Origin of the sequence: Streptomyces sp. NPDC085596 (genome assembly GCF_044541565.1) — a bacterium.
Taxonomy (GTDB): domain Bacteria; phylum Actinomycetota; class Actinomycetes; order Streptomycetales; family Streptomycetaceae; genus Streptomyces.
The window spans coordinates 106,321-125,237 of sequence record NZ_JBITTC010000010.1; the positions used below are offsets into that span (position 1 = coordinate 106,321).

Consider the following 18,917-nt stretch of genomic DNA (forward strand, 5'->3'; position numbering starts at 1 on the left):
ACTTTCAAGTAAGGTACTGCTATGGCGGTAAGTAACGAGGTCAGCGACGTCCTGTGCCCGCAGCGGCTGGTGCTGGAGCATGTGACGAGCCGCTGGGGCGTGCTCGTACTGATCGAGCTGCTGGACCGGTCCTACCGGTTCGGGGAGCTGCGGCGGGCGGTCGGGAGCTGGGGCGGCCGGGAGGTCAGCGAGAAGATGCTCACCCAGACCCTCCAGACCCTGGAGCGCGACGGCCTGGTGCACCGGGACGCCAAGCCGGTCATCCCGCCCCGCGTCGACTACTCCCTCACCGACCTCGGCCGCGAGGCCGCCGAGCAGGTCAGGGCGCTGTCCGTCTGGACCCAGGACCGTATGGACCAGGTGGAGAAGGCGCGCCGCACCTACGACGAGGTCCGGGAGGCTCGCTCCCGGACCTCGTAGAACAGTCTCAGCCGACGGCAGACGACCTCAGCCGACGACCGTCCAGGTGTCCCCGCCCGCCAGCAGCGCGGCCAGATCGCCCTTGCCCTGCTGCTCGATCGCGGTGTCCAGCTGCTCGGACATCAGGCTGTCGTAGACCGGCCGGTCCACCGCCCGGAACACCCCGACCGGGGTGTGGTGCAGGGTGTCGGGGTCGGCCAGCCGGGACAGCGCGAACGCCGTGGTGGGGGAGGCCGCGTGCGCGTCGTGGACCAGCAGGTCCGCCTCGTTGTCCGGGGTCACGGTGACCACCGTCAGCTCCCCGGTCCGGTCCCGTACGACACCGCGCGAGTTGTCCGCGCCGAACCGCACCGGCTGCCCGTGCTCCAGCCGGATCAGCGCCTCCTCGGCCCGCTGCCTGTCCTTGAGGGCGTCGAAGGCACCGTCGTTGAAGATGTTGCAGTTCTGGTAGATCTCGATCAGCGCCGTGCCCGGATGGTCGGCGGCCGCCCGCAGCACCTCGGTCAGATGCTTGCGGTCGGAGTCGATGGTGCGGGCGACGAACGACGCCTCCGCGCCCAGCGCCAGCGAGACCGGGTTGAACGGCGCGTCCAGCGACCCCATCGGCGTCGACTTGGTGATCTTGCCGAGTTCGGAGGTCGGGGAGTACTGGCCCTTGGTCAGCCCGTAGATCCGGTTGTTGAACAGCAGGATCTTGAGGTTCACATTGCGGCGCAGCGCGTGGATCAGATGGTTGCCGCCGATCGACAGGGCGTCCCCGTCACCGGTGACCACCCACACCGACAGGTCCCGCCGCGAGGACGCGAGCCCGGTGGCGATGGCCGGGGCGCGGCCGTGGATGGAGTGCATCCCGTAGGTGTTCATGTAGTACGGGAAGCGGGACGAGCAGCCGATGCCCGAGACGAAGACGATGTTCTCCTTCGCCAGCCCCAGCTCCGGCATGAACCCCTGCACGGCCGCCAGGATCGCGTAGTCACCGCAGCCGGGGCACCAGCGGACCTCCTGGTCGGACTTGAAGTCCTTCATCGACTGCTTGCCCTCGGCCTTGGGGACCAGCTGGAGCAGCTCGCGTGCGGAGTCAGTCATCGATGGCCTCCTTGAGCGCGGTGGCGAGCTGTTCCGCCTTGAACGGCATGCCGTTGACCTGGTTGAACGAGCGGGCGTCGACCAGGTACTTCGCCCGGATCAGGGTGGCGAGCTGCCCCAGGTTCATCTCCGGGACCACCACCTTGTCGTATCCCTTCAGCACCTCGCCGAGGTTCGCCGGGAACGGGTTGAGATGGCGCAGATGGGCCTGCGCGATGGACTCGCCGGCCGCGCGCAGCCGCCGTACCGCCGCGGTGATCGGGCCGTACGTCGAACCCCAGCCGAGCACCAGCGTCCGCGCGCCGTCCGGGTCGTCCACCTCGACCTCGGGGACCTCGATGCCGTCGATCTTGGCCTGGCGGGTGCGGACCATCAGGTCGTGGTTGGCCGGGTCGTAGGAGATGTTGCCCGTGCCGTCCTGCTTCTCGATGCCGCCGATGCGGTGCTCCAGGCCCGGTGTGCCCGGCACCGCCCAGGGGCGGGCCAGCGTGCGCGGGTCCCGTTCGTACGGCCAGAAGACCTCGGTGCCGTCCTCCAGCGTGTGGTTCGGGCCCTGCGCGAACTGCACCTGGAAGTCCGGGAGTTCGTCCAGGTCCGGGATGCGCCACGGCTCCGAGCCGTTGGCCAGGTAGCCGTCGGAGAGCAGGAACACCGGGGTGCGGTACGTCACCGCGATCCGGGCCGCCTCCAGCGCCGCGTCGAAGCAGTCGGCCGGGGTGCGCGGCGCCACCACCGGGACCGGTGCCTCGCCGTTGCGCCCGTACATCGCCTGGAGCAGGTCGGCCTGCTCGGTCTTGGTCGGCAGACCCGTCGACGGACCGCCGCGCTGGATGTCGATCACCAGCAGCGGCAGCTCCAGCGACACCGCGAGACCGATCGTCTCGCTCTTGAGCGCCACACCGGGACCGGACGTCGTCGTCACCGCGAGCGAACCGCCGAACGCCGCGCCCAGCGCCGCGCCGATGCCCGCGATCTCGTCCTCCGCCTGGAAGGTCCGCACACCGAAGTTCTTGTGCTTCGACAGCTCGTGCAGGATGTCGGAGGCCGGGGTGATCGGGTACGAGCCCAGGAACAGCGGCAGATCCGCCTGCTTGGAGGCGGCGATCAGCCCGTAGGCCAGGGCCAGGTTCCCGGAGATGTTGCGGTAGACACCCGGAGGGAAGGCCCGCGCGGCCGGCGCCACCTCGTAGGAGACGGCGAAGTCCTCCGTCGTCTCACCGAAGTTCCAGCCCGCCCGGAACGCGGCCACGTTGGCCGCCGCGATGTCCGGCCTCTTGGCGAACTTGGCTGTCAGGAACTTCTCGGTGGCCTCGGTGGGCCGGTGGTACATCCAGCTCAGCAGACCCAGCGCGAACATGTTCTTGCTGCGCTCGGCCTCCTTGCGGGAGAGGTCGAACTCCTTCAGCGCCTCGACCGTGAGCGTGGTCAGCGGCACCGGGTGCAGGTGGTAGCCATCGAGCGAGCCGTCGTCCAGCGGGGAATCGGCGTACCCCACCTTCGCCAGGGCGCGCTTGGTGAATTCGTCGGTGTTGACGATGATCTCGGCGCCGCGCGGCAGATCGCCGACGTTGGCCTTCAGCGCGGCCGGGTTCATGGCGACCAGCACGTTCGGCGCGTCGCCCGGGGTGAGGATGTCGTGGTCGGCGAAGTGGAGCTGGAAGGAGGAGACGCCGGGCAGGGTGCCGGCGGGGGCGCGGATCTCGGCGGGGAAGTTGGGAAGGGTGGAGAGGTCGTTGCCGAAGGACGCGGTCTCCGAGGTGAACCGGTCGCCGGTGAGCTGCATACCGTCACCGGAGTCCCCCGCGAACCGGATGATCACCCGGTCCAGACGCCGCACGTCCTTCGCTCCGCCCGGTCTGCGCTGCTCTGCCACGACGTTCTCGTCGGCCTGCTCCGCTGGGCTGCTGACCTGACTGGTCACTGAACTGGACCTCCTTCGAGGCGGCCGTCCGGGGGCGGTCTTCCCCCGGACCAATCCCAGGATCAACCCTACGTCGCTTAGGGTCGGCTTCCGAGGATCGCTGCGTATCTCCCGTTATATGGACTTGCTACGCCGCCCAGTCTCGGTGCGTCAGGAGTTCAGGTAGGTCAGCACCGCCAGAACACGCCGGTGGTCTCCGTCGCTCGGGGTCAGACCCAGCTTCATGAAGATGTTGCTGACGTGCTTCTCCACCGCGCCGTCGCTCACCACGAGCTGCCGGGCCACGGCCGAGTTGGTCCGCCCCTCCGCCATCAGCCCCAGCACCTCGCGCTCGCGCGGGGTCAGCGCCGCCAGCACGTCCTGCTTGCGGCTGCGACCCAGCAGCTGCGCCACCACCTCCGGGTCCAGCGCCGTACCGCCGCCGGCGACCCGCTCCACCGCGGCGACGAACTCGCGCACGTCCGCGACCCGGTCCTTGAGCAGATAGCCGACGCCCCGGCTGGAACCGGCCAGCAGTTCGGTGGCGTAGCGCTCCTCCACGTACTGCGACAGCACCAGCACTCCCAGTTCGGGGTGGCGTTTACGCAGCTCCACGGCGGCCCGCACCCCTTCGTCGGTGTGCGTCGGCGGCATCCGTACGTCCGCCACCACCACGTCGGGCAGCTCGTCCCGTCCGGCCAGCTCCGCGATGGTGGCGAGCAGCGCCTCCGCGTCCGCGACCCCGGCCACCACCTCGTGCCCGAGGTCGGTCAGCAGCCGGGTCAGCCCCTCCCTGAGCAGTACCGAGTCCTCGGCGATGACCACGCGCACCTTGTTCTCCACGATTTCCCGAGCCCCCACACGCCTGCCGACAAGGAGGCCCAGCATTCCAGCTTCTTCAGGTGCGCCAGGGCAGTTCCGCGGTCACGGTGGTCGGCCCGCCGGGCGGCGAGTCCACCACCAGGACACCGTCGACGGCGCCGAGGCGTTCGGCGAGTCCCGCCAGCCCTGATCCGTGGGCGGGGTCTGCTCCGCCGATTCCGTCGTCTCGGATTTGGAGTGTGAGGTGGTGGGGGGTGTGCCGGAGGTCGAGGGTGGCGGTGTGGGCGTGGCTGTGTTTGCTGATGTTCTGGAGGAGTTCGCTGGCGGTGTAGTAGGTGATGCCTTCGATGGCGGGTGCGGGTCGGGTGGGGAGGTCGACGGTGAGGGTGACGGGGACGGTGCAGCGGGTGGCGATGTGGGAGAGGGCTGCGTCGAGTCCTCGGTCGGTGAGGATGGCGGGGTGGATGCCTCGGGCGAGGTCGCGGAGTTCTTTGAGGGCGGTTTTGACTTCGCCGTGGGCTTCTTCGACCATGCGGGCGGCTGTTTCGGGGTCGTGGTGGAGTTTTTCCTTGGCGAGTCCGAGTTCCATGGCGAGGTTGACCAGGCGGGCCTGTGCTCCGTCGTGGAGGTCCCGCTCGATACGCCGTAGGTCGGCGGCGGCGGTGTCGACGACCACACCCCGGTCCGACTCCAGCTCCTCCACGCGTGCCGTCAGCCGGGACGGGCCGAGCAGGCCGCGCACCAGCAGCCCGTCCACCGTAGTGAGCCCCCGCAGCAGCCACGGAGTGACCAGCGTGAACACCAGCCCGATCAGCGCGGTCACGGTGATCTCGAAGGGGTTGTCCACGTAGACGCTGTGGTGGTCGTCTCCGTACAGCTGGATGCCGCCCTGCCCGGCCCACATCGGGAACACCCAGAACCACAGCGGGTACGTCAGCAGCGCCCAGCCGTACGTCCAGAAGCTGATGGCCACCGAGAACGAGAACACCGCCCACGGGAAGTGGACCAGCGCGTACACCAGGTGCCGCCAGGAAGAGCCGCTCTTGAGCACCGCGCCCAGCCACGGCAGCAGCCCCGGCCCGCTGGGCCTGAGCGGCTCCGGCGCGGCCACCCGCACCTTGAGCAGCGCGCCCGCCCGCGCCCGCTCCAGCGCCCCGAAGCCCCGGCAGCCGACCAGGGCCAGCGCCAGCACGGGCACCCCGACGAAGGTCACCAGCAGGCCGGCGCCGAGCGAGATCATCGTCACCGACCAGACGAACAGGGCGATGGCCACCGGCAGACCGAGCAGTACGTATCCCAGCTCCCGCCAGGTCCGCGCCTCCAGCGGTGCCCGCAGCGCGGCGGGGAGGCGGTGGCGGCCCTGCTCTTCCCGGTACGGCGTGTAATGCGTGGCCATCGGTGTCTTCCCCGTTCTCCTCGTGGTGACTTGCCTGCTCAGCGTGCTCGTCCGCACCCGGTGCGGACCATGGCGCGCGTCCCCGTCTCGACCAGGGGGTTTTCCCTACCGTCCGGCGCCGTGCTCGTCGTCACGGCCCCGCCAGGGCAGCTCGGCCGTGACGACCGTCGGCCCGCCGGGCGGGGAGTCCACGACGAACACGCCGTCGACGGCGCCGAGGCGTTCGGCGAGTCCCGCCAGCCCTGATCCGTGGGCGGGGTCTGCTCCGCCGATTCCGTCGTCTCGGATTTGGAGTGTGAGGTGGTGGGGGGTGTGCCGGAGGTCGAGGGTGGCGGTGTGGGCGTGGCTGTGTTTGCTGATGTTCTGGAGGAGTTCGCTGGCGGTGTAGTAGGTGATGCCTTCGATGGCGGGTGCGGGTCGGGTGGGGAGGTCGACGGTGAGGGTGACGGGGACGGTGCAGCGGGTGGCGATGTGGGAGAGGGCTGCGTCGAGTCCTCGGTCGGTGAGGATGGCGGGGTGGATGCCTCGGGCGAGGTCGCGGAGTTCTTTGAGGGCGGTTTTGACTTCGCCGTGGGCTTCTTCGACCATGCGGGCGGCTGTTTCGGGGTCGTGGTGGAGTTTTTCCTTGGCGAGTCCGAGTTCCATGGCGAGGTTGACCAGGCGGGCCTGTGCTCCGTCGTGCAGGTCCCGCTCGATACGCCGTAGATCGGCGGCGGCGGTGTCGACGACCACACCCCGGTCCGACTCCAGCTCCGCTATCCGGCGCTCCAGCTCGTCCGACGGCGCCAGCAGCGCCCGCGCCAGCGCCCGGTCCACGTTCGCAAGACCTCGCGCCAGGAACCCCAGCACCGGCCACAGCACGAAGAGCGAGGTCAGCACCGTGCCGAAGGTCAGCACGCCCCAGGGCAGCCGGATCAGGCAGTAGAGCATCGACCGCCAGCCCACCGGGTCCCGCAGCGCCAGCCACAGCCGCCGCACCACCCCACCGCTCCGGGCGAACGGCAGCGGCGACGGCTCGGGCACCCGCACCCCGAGCAGCGCCCGGACCCGCGCCCGCTCCAGCCGGCCCAGCAGCCGGGCGCCCAGCAGGGAGCCCGCCAGCAGCGGCAGCCCGAGTACCGTGACGGTGAGGCCCCCGCTCACGGACAGCGCGGTGACCGCGTAGACGAAGCCCACCACCGCCAGCGGCAGGTTCAGCAGGAGATGCGCGATCTCCTTCCAGGTGTGCGCGTCGAAGGCGAGCCGGGCGGGCGGCGGACGGCCGGTGTCGCCGGCCGGTCCGGCGGCGGGAGCGGGAGCGGTCATGGCGGTCAGACTGCCGTGCCCGGCGGCCCCCACGCCATGCGGTGGACCGCCTTCCGGTCCCTGGGGAAAACCCCACCCCCGGCCCGCTCCCGGCCTCGCACGGCGTGACGGGCTGCTTACCGGCGCTTTATCAGGGCCTAGACTCCCGTGCGTACGCAAACCTCTGACCGCATCCCGTCACACGGTGCGCGGAGGTCACGGAGGACACGCGGGTCAGGGAGCGAGGGACGCACGGTGCGCGAGACGTTGGGGGTAACGACGGTCGCCGCGGCCGACACCGCGTCGGACTACTTCGGGTCCTACTCGGTCGTGGGGCTGCTCGCCGTCATCGGCGTGCTCTTCGTCGCGGCCGCCTTCGGCGCCGGCCGCCTGCTGCGGCCCGTGGTGCCCACCCCCGAGAAGCTCATGACCTACGAGTGCGGCGTCGACCCCGTCGGGGAGGGCTGGGCCCACACCCAGGTCCGCTACTACGTCTACGCCTTCCTGTACGTGATCTTCGCCGTCGACTCGATCTTCCTGTTCCCCTGGGCGACGGTCTTCGCCGCCCCCGGCTACGGCGCGGCCACCCTGGTGGAGATGTTCATCTTCCTGGGCTTCCTCGCCGTCGGCCTGCTGTACGCCTACAAGAAGGGCGTCCTGACATGGACGTGAACCCGGCCGCCCCCGAGCCGGTGCTGCTGCCCGAGCCGAAGCGGCTGGGCGCGCTCGCCCGGCTCGCCCCCGAGCCGATGAAGGTCGTCCTGAACTGGGGCCGCCGCTACTCGCTCTGGGTCTTCAACTTCGGCCTCGCCTGCTGCGCGATCGAGTTCATCGCCGCGTCGATGGCCCGCCACGACTTCATCCGGCTCGGCGTCATCCCCTTCGCGCCGGGCCCCCGCCAGGCCGACCTGATGGTCGTCTCCGGCACGGTCACCGACAAGATGGCGCCCGCCGTGAAGCGGCTGTACGAGCAGATGCCCGAGCCGAAGTACGTCATCTCCTTCGGCGCCTGCTCCAACTGCGGCGGACCGTACTGGGACTCCTACTCCGTCACCAAGGGCGTCGACCAGATCATCCCGGTCGACGTGTACGTGCCGGGCTGCCCGCCGCGCCCCGAGGCACTGCTCCAGGGCATCCTGAAGCTCCAGGAGAAGATCGCCCGTGAGTCGCTGGCGGAGCGGTACGGCAAGGGGGGCGCCGCCCGCCCGTCCGCCGCCGCGTTGCAGAGCGACCTGGTCCGGCCGCCCGCGCCCGCCGCTCCTGAGGGGGACGCGCGATGACCGCGCCCGGCTGGCTGCCCGCCTCCGCCGAGGAACTCTTCGGCCCCGAAGCCACCGCCGAGGAGTCCTACGACGTCCTCACCGTCGACGTGCCCCCCGCCGCCTGGCTCACTGCCCTGGAGACGGCCCGTACGACGCTGACCTGCACCTACTTCGACTGGCTGAGCGCGGTCGACGAACCCGGCACCGGCTTTTGGGTGTCCGCCCACGTCGTCGCCCTGAACCCGGTCCGCCGCCTGCTGGTCCGTACGACCGTCCCGCACGAGGCGCCGGTGCTGCCCAGCGCCGTCGGTGTGTACGCGGGCGCCGCCTGGCACGAGCGGGAGACCCACGAGATGTTCGGGGTCGACTTCACCGGCCACCCCGCCCTGGACCACCTGCTCCTCCCGGAGAACTTCGAGGGCCACCCGCTGCGCAAGGACTTCGTCCTCGCCGCCCGCGTCGCCAAGGCGTGGCCGGGCGCGAAGGAACCGGGGGAGTCCGAGCACGGCGGGCCCAAGCGCCGCCAGATGCTGCCGCCGGGGGGGCCTGACCCCAACGAGTGGGGGCCGCTGAAGGGGCAGTTGCCGCCCGCGCCTTCGCGTCCCGCGCGGGGGGCGGCGGGGGAGCGGCCGGCCCGGCGGGCCCGGACCTCGGCGGAGGGCAGCGGGGCGCCGGCCGGCGCCGAGGCAGAGACCGTCCGGCCGCGTCGGGCGCGGAGTGCGAGCGAGGGTTCGGCTCGTCAGGTTCCGGGGGAGCCGGATGCCGGTGCGGCGCCGCCTCGGCGGATGCGGAGTGGGAGTGAGGGTTCGGCGAGCCAGAGTTCGCCGGAGCCGGATGCCGGGACTGCTGCGCCGCGCCGGACGCGGAGTGCGAGTCAGGGGTCGGCCGGCCAGGGGGCGCCGGAGGGCACGGAGGCTCCGGCCGAGACGCCGGCCGAGGCACCGAGGGGGCCGCGCAGGTCGCGGAGTGCCTCGCAGGGGTCGGCTTCGCAGCGGACCGAGACTCCGGAGGCCGCTGAGTCTTCAGCGCCGACTGAGCCGAGCGGGCCCTCGGAGCCGAGCGAGCCAATCGAGCCGAGCGAGCTCGCCCAGCCGGCGGAGCGTAAGGCTGCCCCGCGCAGTGCCGACGCCCCCTGGCATCACGCCCGGCCGGCCTTCGAGGAGCCGGACGAGTCCCCGAAGACACCCCCTGCTCCCGGGCAGGAACCAACCGAAACCCCCGACGAACCCACCGGAGGCGCGCAGTGAACGACGTGCTGGACGTCATCCTGCGGCTCCTCGTCGTGTTCGTCGTCTTCCTGACGTTCCCGCTGGTCATCGGCCAGACGGAGCACAAGGTGATGGCCCATATGCAGGGCCGCCTCGGCCCGATGTACGCGGGCGGCTTCCACGGCTGGGCGCAGCTCGTCGCGGACGGTGTGAAGTTCGCGCAGAAGGAGGACGTGGTCCCGGCCGGTGCCGACCGCCGCGTCTTCCAGCTCGCCCCCGCCGTGGCCCTGCTGCCGTACCTGCTGGTGCTGCTCGCCATCCCGATCGGGCCGAGCGCGGGGGCCGTCGGCCAGGTGCTGGACGCGGGCATCTTCTTCGTGCTCGCGGTGATGGGCGTCGGCGTCCTCGGCTCGCTGATGGCGGGCTGGGCCAGCGCGAACAAGTTCTCCATGCTCGGCGGCCTGCGCACCGCCGCCCAGCTGCTTGCCTACGAACTCCCGATGCTGCTCGCCGCCGCCTCCGTGGCGATGGCGGCCGGCACGGTCTCCCTGCCCGGCATCGTCAGTGCCTTCCACTGGTGGTGGCTGCCGTGGCAGCTCACCGGCGCGGTCGTGTTCTTCGTGGCCGGACTCGCCGAGCTGCAACGGCCGCCGTTCGACATGCCGGTGGCCGACTCGGAGATCATCTTCGGCGCGTACACCGAGTACACCGGCCTGCGCTTCGCCCTGTTCCTGCTCGCCGAGTACGCGGGCATCGTCGTCCTGTGCGGTCTGACCACCGTGCTCTTCCTGGGCGGCTGGCACGGCCCCTGGGGTGCCGACGGACTCGGCTGGGTGTGGACCCTGGTGAAGACCGCGATCCTCGCCTTCCTGGTGATCTGGCTCCGCGTCACCTACCCCCGGCTGCGCGAGGACCAGCTCCAGAAGCTGTCCTGGACCGTCCTCGTCCCGCTCGCCCTCGCCCAGATCGCCCTCACCGGCGTCATCAAGGTGGTGATCGCCTAAATGTCTCCCATCCCCGGCTCCGGCCTGGCCAAGGGCCTGGCCGTCACCCTGCGCACGATGACCAGGAAGACGGTCACCGAGCGCTACCCCGACGTCCAGCCCGACCTGCCGCCCCGCACTCGCGGGGTGATCGGCCTGTTCGAGGAGAACTGCACGGTCTGCATGCTCTGCGCCCGTGAGTGCCCCGACTGGTGCATCTACATCGACTCCCACAAGGAGACGGTCCCGGCCGCCGCCCCCGGCGGCCGCGAGCGCAGCCGCAACGTCCTCGACCGGTTCGCCATCGACTTCTCCCTCTGCATGTACTGCGGTATCTGCATCGAGGTCTGCCCCTTCGACGCGCTGTTCTGGTCCCCGGAGTTCGAGTACGCCGAGACCGACATCCTCGAGCTGACCCACGAGCGCGACAAGCTCCGCGAGTGGATGTGGACCGTCCCGGCCCCGCCCGCGCTGGACCCGGGCGCGGAGGAGCCGAAGGAGATCGCCGCCGCCCGCAAGAGCGCCGACAAACTGGCCGCCGCCCAGGCCGCCGAAGAAGCCCGAGCCGCCGAAGAGGCAGCGCACCCCGACGACCAGCAACAGGAGGGAGAGCAGTGAGCCTCGCCGCCACCGCCCCGCACGGCTTCCTGTCCCCGACCGGCGTCGAGATCGCGTTCGTCCTCGTCGGTCTGGTCACCCTCGGCGCCGCGCTGATCACCGTCACCACCCGCCAGCTGGTGCACGCCGCCCTGTGGCTGGTGGTCACGCTCGGCGGGCTGGCCGTCGAATACCTCCTGCTCACCGCCGAGTTCATCGCCTGGGTGCAGGTCCTCATCTACGTCGGTTCCGTGGTCGTCCTCCTTCTCTTCGGGCTGATGCTCACCAGGGCCCCCATCGGCCGCTCCCCGGACGCCGACTCCGGCAACCGGCTGCCCGCCCTCGTCGTCGCCGTGGGTTCGGCGGGCGCCCTGGTCTGGGTGGTGACGGACGCGTTCCGCGCCACCTGGATCGACCTGGACGGCCCGGCCGCCGGCACCACCCGCGTCACCGGCGAGAGCCTCTTCCGGCACTGGGTGCTGCCCTTCGAGGCGCTGTCCGTCCTGCTCCTCGCCGCCCTGGTCGGCGCGATCGTGCTGTCCCGCAAGAACAAGGCGGACCAGGCCCCCGACGCCCCGAAGCTCACCAAGACCACCAAGACCCCCGGCGAGAAGGAAGGCGCCCGCTGATGCACCTCGCCTACCCCGCCGTCCTCGCCGCCCTCCTCTTCTGCACCGGCCTCTACGGCGTCCTCGCCCGCCGCAACGCGATCCTGGTCCTGATGTCGGTCGAGCTGATGCTCAACGCCGTCAACCTCAACCTCGTCGCCTTCGACGTCTGGCTCAGCCGGGCCGCCAAGGACACCCTGCACTCCGGCCAGGCGCTGACCCTGTTCACCATCGCCATCGCGGCCGCCGAGATCGGCATCGGCCTGGCGATCGTCCTCGCCGTGTACCGCGACCGGGGCACCGCCGACATCGACAAGCTCCGCGACACCGCCGAGACCTCCGGCGACGACCCCGACCACCCCGACGCCTTTGGGGCCGAGAAGGCTGAGGCCACCGCGTGACCACCACCACCCTCGCCGCCCTCGTCCCCGCCCTGCCCTTCCTCGGCGCCGTCGCCGGACTCCTGCTGGGCCGCACCGCGCCCGGCTTCGTCCGCCCGCTCGCCGTACTGCCGCCGCTGGCCGCGCTCGTACTGGCCGCGCTGGTCGCGGCCCGCCAGGGCGGCGGCCGGGCCATCGACGCGTACACCCTGCTGACGCCCACCGGCTCGGTCCCGGTCGACCTGGCGCTGCACATCGACGGCTTCGCCGCGCTCGTCGCGATCCTGGTCGCCTTCGTGGCGACCTGCGTGCAGATCTACTCCACCGGCTACCTGCGCGACGACCCCCGCTACCCCTCCTACGCGGCCCTCGTCTCCCTCTTCACCTCCGCGATGCTCCTCGTCGTCTACTCCGGCGACCTGATCGTGCTGCTGGTCGGCTGGGAAGTCATGGGCATCTGCTCCTACTTCCTCGTCGGCCACTACTGGGGCACCCCCGAGGCCCGCGCCGCCTCCCTCAAGGCGTTCCTGGTCACCAAGCTCGGTGACGTGCCGTTCCTGATCGGCCTGTTCGCGCTCGGCACCGACGCCGGGTCCTTCCGCATCACCCGCGTCCTCGGCGCCGTGGCGAGCGGCGGACTCGACCACCCCACCCTGATCGCGCTGCTGCTCCTCGCGGGCGTGGCGGGCAAGTCGGCGCAGTTCCCGCTGCACACCTGGCTCCCCGACGCGATGGCGGGCCCCACGCCCGTCTCCGCGCTGATCCACGCGGCCACGATGGTCGCCGCCGGTGTCTACTTCGTCGCCCGTCTCCTCCCCGTGTTCGAGGCGTCCGCCGCCGCGATGACGGTCCTCGCCGTGATGGCCGCCGTGACCATGCTGGGCTCCGGCCTCGCCGCGCTCGCCCAGGACGACATCAAGCGCGTCCTCGCCTACTCGACGATCGGCCAGCTCGGCTACATGACCGGAGCCCTCGCCGTCGGCGACCGCGGTGCCGCCGTCTTCCACCTCCTCGCCCACGGCGCCTTCAAGGCGCTGCTGTTCCTCGCCGCCGGAGCCGTCATCCACGCCGCCGGCACCAACTCGCTGGCCGCCATGTCCCGGATGAGCCACCTGCGCGACCGCGTCCCGGACGCCTTCTGGACGATGACCGTGGCCCTGCTCGCGCTGGCCGCGATCCCGCCGTTCAGCGGGTTCTTCTCCAAGGAGTCCGTCCTCGGCGCCGCCGAACGCCTCGCCACCGGCCACCCCGGCCCGGCACCGGGCGCCGCCGGCTGGATCGTGCTCGTCGCCGCGCTCGCCACGGCCCTGCTCACCGCCGCCTACGCCACCAGGCTCTGGCTGCTGGCCTTCCGGGGCCGGGGCGCCGAGGCCCCCAACCACGGCCGCCAGCCGCAGACCATGACCGTCGTGCTCTGGGTACTGGCCGTGCCCTCGCTGGCCTTCGGCGCGCTCGCCTACCGGGCGCTGCCCGGCTGGTTCGACGGCCGCAGCCTCGCCCCCACCCTGCTCACCTCCATCCTCGGCACCGGCCTCGCCGTGGTCGGCGGACTCCTGGCCTACGGCGCCTGGCAGCGCGCCGCCGCCCGCGCGCCCCGCGTCCCGCTGGGCGCCGTCGCCGCTCATCCGGAGGGCGACGCGGGCCTGGTCGAGGCCGAGGCCATCGCCGCCCACGAACCGGCGTACGGCGACATCGCGGGGGCCCCCGACCCGGCCGACCCCGGCCGCCTGCTGCTCGGCCCGCTGTACGGGCCCGCCGCCGCGGGCTTCCACCTCGACGCCGTGTACTCGGCGCTGTTCGTCCGCCCCGTCCTGGGCGCCGCGAGCCTCGTCCGCTTCCTGGACCGCGAGGTCGTCGACACTTACGTACGCGGCGCCGCCGCCCTGCCCCGGCTGCTCGGCGCGGCCGTACGGCGGGCGCAGACCGGCAATGTGCAGACCTATGTGAGCGCGCTGCTCGCCGGCACCGTCGTCCTGACGGTCGCCGTCCTCCTCGTCGCCTCGGGAGCGTGAGCCGGCGTGATCGGTATCAGCGAATCAGTGATGCAGTTCCTTCTGGCGTTCGTCGTCGCCGTGCCGCTCCTCGGCGCGGCCGCCGCTCTTCTCCCGGCCCCGCCGGGACTGAAGGGGAAGTCGCCCGAGCAGGCCGTGCTCCGGCACGGCGTGAGCGTGACCGGCGTGGTCCTCATCGCCGCGATCGTCCTCGCGCTCGGTTTCGACCACGACCACCCCTCGAAGATGCAGGCCACGACCGACATCAGCTGGATTCCCGCACTCCAGGTGCGCATCCACCTCGGCATCGACGGCATCTCCCTCCCCCTTCTTCTCCTGACCGCGCTGCTGACCTTCCTCTGCGCGCTCTACTCCTACTTCAAGCCGCCCACGGGACCCTCCCCGAAGGCGTTCACCGCCCTGGTACTGCTGCTCGAAGGCGGCACCCTCGCCTCCTTCGCCGTGCTCGACCTCGTCCTCTTCTTCCTCGCCTTCGAGACCGTGCTGATCCCGATGTACTTCCTCATCGCCCGCTGGGGCGGCGAGGGCCGGACCCGCGCCGCGTGGAAGTTCATCCTGTACACGCTGCTCGGCTCCGTGATCATGCTGCTCGGCCTGCTCCTGATCGGGATCAAAGCGGGCACGTTCGACATGGTGGCACTCGCCACTGACAACGGCCGGTCGCTGACCACGTCCGTGCAGGTCATCGCCGTTCTGGCGATCGGGATCGGGCTCGCCGTGAAGGCCCCGATGTGGCCCCTGCACAGCTGGCTCCCGGACGCCCACACCGCCGCCCCGACCGTCGGCTCGGTGCTGCTCGCCGGCGTCCTGCTGAAGCTGGGCACGTACGGGTTCGTCCGCATCCTGCTCCCGGTCGCGCCCGACGGATTCCGGGTCTTCGCGCCCTACCTCGCCGCGTTCGCCGTCGTCGGCATCATCTACGGGTCCCTGGCCTGCCTCGCCCTCGCCAAGCGGGGTGCGAAGGGCGACCTGAAGCGGCTGATCGCCTACTCCTCGGTCGGCCACATGGGCTTCGTACTGCTCGGCATCTCCACCATGACCCCGACCGGCGTCAACGGCGCCCTGTTCGCCAACATCGCCCACGGCCTCATCACCGGCCTGCTGTTCTTCCTGGTCGGCGCCCTGAAGGACCGCACCGGCAACACCGACCTCGACACCCTGGCCGCGCACAGCGGGGGCGCCCTGTACGGAAGGGCCCCGCGTCTCGGCGGGCTGCTCGCTTTCGGCGCCGTCGCCTCGCTCGGGCTGCCCGGACTCGCCGGGTTCTGGGGCGAGATGCTCGCCCTGTTCGGCGCGTTCCAGCCCGCCGCCGGGCTCAGCCGCCCCGCCTACCTCGTCTTCCTGGCGATCGGCGCCTTCGGCACCCTGCTGACCGCCGCGTACCTGCTGGTCGTGGTCCGCCGCGTCTGCATGGGCGACCCGAACCAGGACCTGCCCGAACTCGCCGACGTACGCGGCTACGAGTTCGCCGCCTGGACCCCGCTCGTCGTCCTCACCGTCCTCGCCGGACTCTGGCCCAGGGCCCTGCTCGGCCTCAGCGACCCGGCCGTGCAGCAGCTCCTCGCAGGAGGCACCCGATGAGCGCCCTGGCCCAGTCCCCCGGCGGCCACGCGGCCGACTATGCGCTCCACACGGCGGCCCAGGCGGCGGTGGAGCACCTGGCCGCACCGGCGGTCGACGCACTGATCCAGTCCGTCGACTGGCTCGCCGTCGCCCCGCCCGTCATCGTCGCCGTCACGGCCCTCGCCGTGCTCGTCACCGACCTGTTCCTGCCCGAGGGCCGCAAGCCGCTCCTGGGATGGCTCTCCATCGCGGGCCTGGCCGCCGCCGCGCTCATGCTGCTGCCCCTGCTGAACGGCGACCGCGCCACCTTCTGCCTGACCGGCTCCACGCGCGCGTGCAGCTACACCGCCGACCACTTCACGGTCGTCATCCAGTTCCTCGTCCTCGGCGGCGCCCTGCTCGCGGCCCTGCTGTCCGTGACCGGCGTCCAGGACGACCGGCGGCGCGTCCCGGCCGGCGAGTTCTGGTTCCTGCTGCTCTCCTCGGCGGCCGGCGCCGCCCTGCTGCCCGCCTCCCGCGACCTCGCCACCCTGATCGTCGCCCTGGAGGTCGCCTCCCTGCCCGCCTTCGCCCTCGTCGGCATCCGGCACGGCGAGGCGCGCTCGGCCGAGGCCGCCCTGAAGTTCTTCCTCTCCTCGGTCACCGCCACCGCCGTCAGCCTGATGGGCGTCAGCTTCGTCTACGCCGCCACCGGCACCCTGCACCTCACCGAGATCGCCCGGCGCCTCCCTCAGGTCGACGGCCAGCTCCACACCCTCGTCCAGACCGGCGTCGTCCTCACCCTGATCGGCTTCGCCTTCAAGACGGCCGCCGTGCCCTTCCACTTCTGGGTCCTCGAGACCTACGTGGGCGCGCCGCTCCCGGTCGCCGCCTACCTCTCGGTCGTGGGCAAGGCCGTCGGCTTCTCCGGCCTGATCCTCGTCACCGTGATCGCCTTCCCGGCGTACGCCGACGTCTGGGGCCCCGCCCTCGCCGTCCTGGCCGCGCTCACCATGACCGCCGGGAACGCCGGCGCCCTGCGGCAGCGGGCCACGCGCGCGTACAGCGCCGTACGCCTCCTCGCCTGGTCCTCCATCGGCCAGGCCGGCTACCTCCTGGTGCCGATCGCCGCCGCCGGATACACCGGGGACGGCCAGAAGGCGATCGGCTCCACCGTCGCCTACGCCCTGATGTACGCCGCCGTGAACCTCGGCGCCTTCGCGGTGGCCGCCCTGGTGGGCCGTACGAAGCGGCTCAACCGGATCAGCGACTACCGGGGCCTGTACGCCACCAACCCGGTCACCGCCGTCCTCCTGGCCTTCTTCCTGCTGTGCCTGGCCGGACTCCCGCCCGGCGTGATCGGGCTCTTCGCCAAGGTCACGGTGTTCTCCGCGGCCGTGGACGCCGGGCTCGGCTGGCTCGCCGTGGTCATGGCCGTCAACGTCGTGATCGCGCTCTACTACTACCTCCGGTGGACGGCCCTGCTGTTCCGCGCCCCCGAGGGCGAACCCGTACGGCACCGCGTCCCCGCCCCGCTCACCGTCGCGCTCGCCCTCACCGGCGCCGTCGGCGTGGCCCTCTCGGGCGCACCCCAGCTGGTGCTGCGCTTCGCCGCCACCAGCCTCTTCTGACGGGCGCCGCCGGCAGCCCCTCACTCGTACGGGTGTCCGCGCCACCGCGCCCACCTGGGAACTCGCGGCCGTCGCCTCGCGTTGACCAGAACGGGAGGGTCCACTGGACCGAAGGGTTCCCCCGCCGCACGATTTGGAGGGCCAGGGTGCACCGCCGGCACAACGGGCTCAGGACCGCAGTACTCCTCGGGGCACTGTCGGCGATCATCATCGTCATCGGCAGCTTCTTCGGCCGTACGGGGCTGATCGTCGCGGTCCTGGTGGCGCTCGGCACGAACGCGTACGCGTACTGGAACAGCGACAAGCTGGCCCTGCGCGCCATGCGGGCGCGCCCGGTGAGCGAGTTCGAGGCACCCGAGCTGTACCGCATCGTGCGCGAGCTCTCCACCGAGGCCCGCCAGCCCATGCCCCGGCTGTACATCTCGCCCACGGAGGCCCCCAACGCCTTCGCCACCGGCCGCAACCCGCGCCACGCGGCCGTCTGCTGCACCGAGGGCATCCTGCGCCTGCTCGACCCGCGCGAGCTGCGCGGTGTCCTCGGCCATGAGCTGAGCCATGTCTACAACCGCGACATCCTCATCTCGTCCGTGGCCGGCGCCCTCGCCTCCGTGATCATGTTCCTGGTCAACTTCGCGTGGCTGATCCCGATCGGCCGCTCGGACGACGACGAGGGTCCGGGCCTGATCGGCATGCTGCTGACCATGCTCCTCGGCCCGCTCGCGGCCACCCTCATCCAGATGGCCGTCAGCCGCTCCAGGGAGTACGAGGCGGACGCCTCCGGCGCCCAGCTCACCGGCGACCCGCTGGCCCTCGCGGACGCGCTGCGCAAGCTGGAGAGCGGCACCCAGCAGCTCCCGCTGCCCCCGGAGCCGCGTATCGAGACCGCGAGCCACATGATGATCGCCAACCCGTTCCGGCCCGGCCAGGGACTCTCGCGGATGTTCTCCACGCACCCGCCGATGGCCGAGCGGATCGCCCGACTGGAGAAGATGGCAGGTCGAAACCGGTGAAGACCCTACTGAACATCATCTGGCTCGTCCTGAGCGGCTTCTGGCTGTTCCTCGGCTACCTGCTCGCCGGCGTGCTGCTGTGCGTCACGATCATCGGCATCCCCTTCGGGATAGCCGCCTTCCGTATCGGCGTCTACGCCCTGTGGCCCTTCGGGTACACCACGATCGAGCGCGGGGAGGCGGGCGCGCCCTCGTGCGTCGGCAATGTGCTCTGGCTGGTACTGGCGGGGTGGTGGCTGGCCCTGGCCCACATCACCACGGGCATCGCGCTGTGCCTGACGATCATCGGCATCCCGTTCGGCATCGCCAACTTCAAGCTGATCCCGGTGTCCCTGCTCCCGCTGGGCCGCGAGATCGTCCGCACGGACGAGCCGTTCGGGGCGCGCGTCGCCTGAGGGCAACCGGAACCCGCCCGCGCGGCGTCCTACGACCTGACAGGGCACACCGGCTTCTTACGCGGCCAGGTGTGCGGACGTGGCGCGGGAGGGCAGGTTCCTGGCATGAGCATTCTCGGTTGGATCATCCTGGGCCTGCTGGCCGGAGCCATCGCCAAGCTGCTGCTGCCCGGCCGTGACCCGGGCGGCTTCATCGGCACGACCCTGATCGGCGTCGCGGGCGCCTTCATCGGCGGCTGGATCTCGTCGCGCTGGCTGGACCACCCGGTCTCCAAGCACTTCTACGACGGCGCCACCTGGGCCGCCGCGATCGGCGGCTCCCTGGTCCTGCTGGTCCTCTACCGGGTCATCTTCGGCAACAGCCGCGACTGAGCGGGGTCT

Annotated in this window: 19 protein-coding genes; 14 read left to right on the top strand and 5 right to left on the bottom strand. The window is 71.4% G+C overall.

Annotation, left to right across the window (positions count from 1 at the left end; all coding sequences use genetic code 11):
* The first annotated feature begins 21 nt into the window (after positions 1 to 21).
* Positions 22 to 420, top strand: a complete 399-nt coding sequence (locus ACIGA3_RS26055; RefSeq protein WP_399720143.1) for a winged helix-turn-helix transcriptional regulator — start codon at positions 22 to 24, stop codon at positions 418 to 420.
* 27 nt (positions 421 to 447) lie between these two features.
* On the opposite strand, the gene ACIGA3_RS26060 is transcribed toward ACIGA3_RS26055, so the two are convergent.
* From ACIGA3_RS26060 to ACIGA3_RS26080, 5 genes are all read right to left on the bottom strand, one after another.
* Entirely contained in the window at positions 448 to 1,506 is a 1,059-nt protein-coding gene (locus ACIGA3_RS26060) for a 2-oxoacid:ferredoxin oxidoreductase subunit beta (protein WP_399720144.1), read from the bottom strand.
* Positions 1,499 to 3,427, bottom strand: coding sequence for a 2-oxoacid:acceptor oxidoreductase subunit alpha (locus tag ACIGA3_RS26065; RefSeq protein WP_399720147.1), 1,929 nt, complete (start codon positions 3,425 to 3,427; stop codon positions 1,499 to 1,501). Before ACIGA3_RS26065 ends, ACIGA3_RS26060 begins: the two co-directional genes overlap by 8 nt.
* Before the next feature lie 150 nt (positions 3,428 to 3,577).
* Positions 3,578 to 4,237: a LuxR C-terminal-related transcriptional regulator gene (locus ACIGA3_RS26070; protein ID WP_399720504.1), complete on the bottom strand. Its 660-nt coding sequence runs from the start codon at positions 4,235 to 4,237 to the stop codon at positions 3,578 to 3,580.
* 67 nt (positions 4,238 to 4,304) lie between these two features.
* On the bottom strand, positions 4,305 to 5,624 hold the full coding sequence (locus tag ACIGA3_RS26075) for a sensor histidine kinase (RefSeq protein ID WP_399720149.1): 1,320 nt from the start codon (positions 5,622 to 5,624) through the stop codon (positions 4,305 to 4,307).
* A 105-nt stretch (positions 5,625 to 5,729) separates the two neighbouring features.
* Positions 5,730 to 6,929, bottom strand: a complete 1,200-nt coding sequence (locus tag ACIGA3_RS26080; RefSeq protein WP_399720152.1) for a sensor histidine kinase — start codon at positions 6,927 to 6,929, stop codon at positions 5,730 to 5,732.
* A 234-nt stretch (positions 6,930 to 7,163) separates the two neighbouring features.
* Between ACIGA3_RS26080 and ACIGA3_RS26085 the strand changes: the two genes are divergently transcribed.
* The 13 genes from ACIGA3_RS26085 (at position 7,164) to ACIGA3_RS26145 (ending at position 18,908) form a co-directional block, all read left to right on the top strand.
* A complete protein-coding gene (locus tag ACIGA3_RS26085) occupies positions 7,164 to 7,580 on the top strand; it encodes an NADH-quinone oxidoreductase subunit A (protein ID WP_399720155.1) in 417 nt (138 codons plus the stop codon).
* Positions 7,571 to 8,188: an NADH-quinone oxidoreductase subunit B gene (locus tag ACIGA3_RS26090; protein ID WP_399720157.1), complete on the top strand. Its 618-nt coding sequence runs from the start codon at positions 7,571 to 7,573 to the stop codon at positions 8,186 to 8,188. Before ACIGA3_RS26085 ends, ACIGA3_RS26090 begins: the two co-directional genes overlap by 10 nt.
* On the top strand, positions 8,185 to 9,417 hold the full coding sequence (locus ACIGA3_RS26095; RefSeq protein WP_399720160.1) for an NADH-quinone oxidoreductase subunit C: 1,233 nt from the start codon (positions 8,185 to 8,187) through the stop codon (positions 9,415 to 9,417). Before ACIGA3_RS26090 ends, ACIGA3_RS26095 begins: the two co-directional genes overlap by 4 nt.
* Entirely contained in the window at positions 9,414 to 10,382 is a 969-nt protein-coding gene (locus ACIGA3_RS26100; protein ID WP_399720162.1) for an NADH-quinone oxidoreductase subunit H, read from the top strand. The genes ACIGA3_RS26095 and ACIGA3_RS26100 overlap by 4 nt, the downstream gene beginning before the upstream one ends.
* Positions 10,383 to 10,979, top strand: a complete 597-nt coding sequence (locus ACIGA3_RS26105; RefSeq protein ID WP_399720165.1) for a NuoI/complex I 23 kDa subunit family protein — start codon at positions 10,383 to 10,385, stop codon at positions 10,977 to 10,979.
* Entirely contained in the window at positions 10,976 to 11,587 is a 612-nt protein-coding gene (locus tag ACIGA3_RS26110; protein WP_399720167.1) for an NADH-quinone oxidoreductase subunit J, read from the top strand. Before ACIGA3_RS26105 ends, ACIGA3_RS26110 begins: the two co-directional genes overlap by 4 nt.
* Complete coding sequence (gene nuoK / locus ACIGA3_RS26115) at positions 11,587 to 11,967, top strand: NADH-quinone oxidoreductase subunit NuoK (RefSeq protein ID WP_399720170.1); 381 nt, start codon at positions 11,587 to 11,589, stop codon at positions 11,965 to 11,967. Before ACIGA3_RS26110 ends, nuoK begins: the two co-directional genes overlap by 1 nt.
* On the top strand, positions 11,964 to 13,958 hold the full coding sequence (locus tag ACIGA3_RS26120) for an NADH-quinone oxidoreductase subunit L (RefSeq protein WP_399720172.1): 1,995 nt from the start codon (positions 11,964 to 11,966) through the stop codon (positions 13,956 to 13,958). Before nuoK ends, ACIGA3_RS26120 begins: the two co-directional genes overlap by 4 nt.
* 6 nt (positions 13,959 to 13,964) lie before the next feature.
* The gene (locus ACIGA3_RS26125; RefSeq protein ID WP_399720175.1) at positions 13,965 to 15,539 is read left to right on the top strand and encodes a NuoM family protein; all 1,575 of its coding nucleotides are present in this window, start codon (positions 13,965 to 13,967) and stop codon (positions 15,537 to 15,539) included.
* A gap of 68 nt (positions 15,540 to 15,607) precedes the next feature.
* Positions 15,608 to 17,131, top strand: coding sequence for an NADH-quinone oxidoreductase subunit N (locus ACIGA3_RS26130; protein ID WP_399720507.1), 1,524 nt, complete (start codon positions 15,608 to 15,610; stop codon positions 17,129 to 17,131).
* A 146-nt stretch (positions 17,132 to 17,277) separates the two neighbouring features.
* On the top strand, positions 17,278 to 18,141 hold the full coding sequence (htpX, locus tag ACIGA3_RS26135; protein WP_399720178.1) for a zinc metalloprotease HtpX: 864 nt from the start codon (positions 17,278 to 17,280) through the stop codon (positions 18,139 to 18,141).
* Positions 18,138 to 18,536 carry a YccF domain-containing protein gene (locus ACIGA3_RS26140; RefSeq protein WP_399720181.1) on the top strand — a complete coding sequence of 133 codons (399 nt, stop codon included), beginning with the start codon at positions 18,138 to 18,140 and terminating at the stop codon, positions 18,534 to 18,536. The genes htpX and ACIGA3_RS26140 overlap by 4 nt, the downstream gene beginning before the upstream one ends.
* Positions 18,537 to 18,641: 105 nt before the next feature.
* On the top strand, positions 18,642 to 18,908 hold the full coding sequence (locus tag ACIGA3_RS26145; RefSeq protein WP_399720184.1) for a GlsB/YeaQ/YmgE family stress response membrane protein: 267 nt from the start codon (positions 18,642 to 18,644) through the stop codon (positions 18,906 to 18,908).
* The last annotated feature ends 9 nt before the right edge of the window (positions 18,909 to 18,917 follow it).

Excerpts from the sequence above, each read along its gene's own strand:
- ACIGA3_RS26055 (WP_399720143.1), top strand. The coding sequence starts at position 22 with ATGGCGGTAAGTAACGAGGTCAGCGACGTCCTGTGCCCGCAGCGGCTG.
- ACIGA3_RS26060 (WP_399720144.1), bottom strand. The coding sequence starts at position 1,506 with ATGACTGACTCCGCACGCGAGCTGCTCCAGCTGGTCCCCAAGGCCGAG.
- ACIGA3_RS26075 (WP_399720149.1), bottom strand. The coding sequence starts at position 5,624 with ATGGCCACGCATTACACGCCGTACCGGGAAGAGCAGGGCCGCCACCGC.
- ACIGA3_RS26080 (WP_399720152.1), bottom strand. The coding sequence starts at position 6,929 with ATGACCGCTCCCGCTCCCGCCGCCGGACCGGCCGGCGACACCGGCCGT.
- ACIGA3_RS26090 (WP_399720157.1), top strand. The coding sequence starts at position 7,571 with ATGGACGTGAACCCGGCCGCCCCCGAGCCGGTGCTGCTGCCCGAGCCG.
- ACIGA3_RS26095 (WP_399720160.1), top strand. The coding sequence starts at position 8,185 with ATGACCGCGCCCGGCTGGCTGCCCGCCTCCGCCGAGGAACTCTTCGGC.
- ACIGA3_RS26105 (WP_399720165.1), top strand. The coding sequence starts at position 10,383 with ATGTCTCCCATCCCCGGCTCCGGCCTGGCCAAGGGCCTGGCCGTCACC.
- nuoK (WP_399720170.1), top strand. The coding sequence starts at position 11,587 with ATGCACCTCGCCTACCCCGCCGTCCTCGCCGCCCTCCTCTTCTGCACC.
- ACIGA3_RS26145 (WP_399720184.1), top strand. The coding sequence starts at position 18,642 with ATGAGCATTCTCGGTTGGATCATCCTGGGCCTGCTGGCCGGAGCCATC.